This is a genomic window from Fulvivirga aurantia, assembly GCF_009711475.1.
GTDB lineage: Bacteria > Bacteroidota > Bacteroidia > Cytophagales > Cyclobacteriaceae > Fulvivirga > Fulvivirga aurantia.
Genome location: NZ_SMMD01000501.1, coordinates 1 through 1,437, shown reverse-complemented (window position 1 = coordinate 1,437; position 1,437 = coordinate 1). Strand labels below are relative to the sequence as shown.

The following is a 1,437-nucleotide window of genomic DNA, read 5'->3' as shown; positions in this document are numbered from 1 at the left end:
ATCAATGATATTCTTGATCTCTCAGTTATAGAGTCAGGTAAGCTTAAGTTAGAAAAAATCGGTTTTAATATTAAGTATCAACTAAGTGCAGTAATCGACACCTTTCAATATCAATGTAAAGAAAAAGGCATTGACTTAAACTTCCATATTTCAGACGAAGTAGATGATGTGTTACTGGGAGATCCTGTGAGGTTAAATCAAATTTTAATCAACCTGATTAGTAATGCAGTAAAGTTTACTCACATCGGTGAAATAAATGTAAACGTGGATTTGAGTCACAAAGAAGGTAAACTGCATTTTATTCAATTTTCTGTAAGTGATACAGGAGTCGGAATACCCAGAAACAAAATACATCACATCTTCGATAGTTTTACTCAGGCCGATGAAAGTGTAACCCGTAGATATGGTGGCACCGGTTTAGGTCTTTCGATTGTAAAACAACTCGTAGAGCTGCAAAATGGTATCTTAGATGTAAAAAGTAAGGAAAGCAAAGGCACCACTTTTGTTTTTATGATACCTTACGAAACTGGCAAAGTCCAGGATTTGGTGCAGCCGGAAAAAGCTAAAAAAAGAAAGGCTACGTTAGCTTATTCTTTTGAAGGTATGAAAGTACTCCTTGTCGAAGACAATGATATCAATCGCCTTTATGCTCTTAATATTCTCAAAAAATGGAAGTGCGTAGTAGATGGTGCCGAAAATGGATATATCGCTTTAGAAAAGCTTAGAAGCCATGATTATGATATTGTTCTTATGGACATACAGATGCCAATAATGGATGGCTATGAAGCAACTAAAAAAATTAGAAGTGGCTTCCCGGAACCAAAAAACAAAATTCCAATTATTGCTTTGACAGCAAATGCCATAAAAGGTGACAATGAAAAATGCATCGAAATTGGCATGAATGATTATTTATCAAAGCCATTTCAACCCGAAGACCTTTACGATGCACTTTCTAAGTATGGTAAAGCCAAGACTGAAGTTAAAGTAGAAAAAGAAAAGCCGATAAATCCTGTGCCATCTGCTCCCTCTTCTCAACTTACAGACCTGACATACCTCGGTAGCATTTGTAATGGTGACAAAACCTTTATGAGAGAAATGGTTGAAACCTTTATTGCAAATACGCCATCCGCCATAAATGAAATGCAAAAGTGGTCTCATGAAGCTGAGTGGGTAAAAGTCGGTCAAACGGCACACAGGATAAAACCTTCCATTGCTTTTATGGGACTTGAGTCTGTTAAACCAATTATAAAAAACATCGAAGATTACGGAAAAGAAAAGAAAAACACAGATCAAATCCCTGCTCTTATAGATACCTTATCTCAAAAATGCCAGGCGGCTATTCATGAGTTAAATCTCACGCTTAAAAATGATCTCTAGTTTGTTGCTGAGAAGGTAATCCCATTATGGGAAGACTTATGTACTCAAAACGTCATTTTT

Annotated in this window: 1 protein-coding gene; it reads left to right on the top strand. The window is 36.2% G+C overall.

The genetic code is table 11. The annotated features are described in order from the left end of the window. Nucleotides 1–1,377, top strand: a 1,377-nt coding sequence (locus E1176_RS03640; RefSeq protein WP_185152603.1) for an ATP-binding protein, incomplete at its 5' end; no start/stop codon positions are given. Nucleotides 1,378–1,437: the final 60 nt, after the last annotated feature.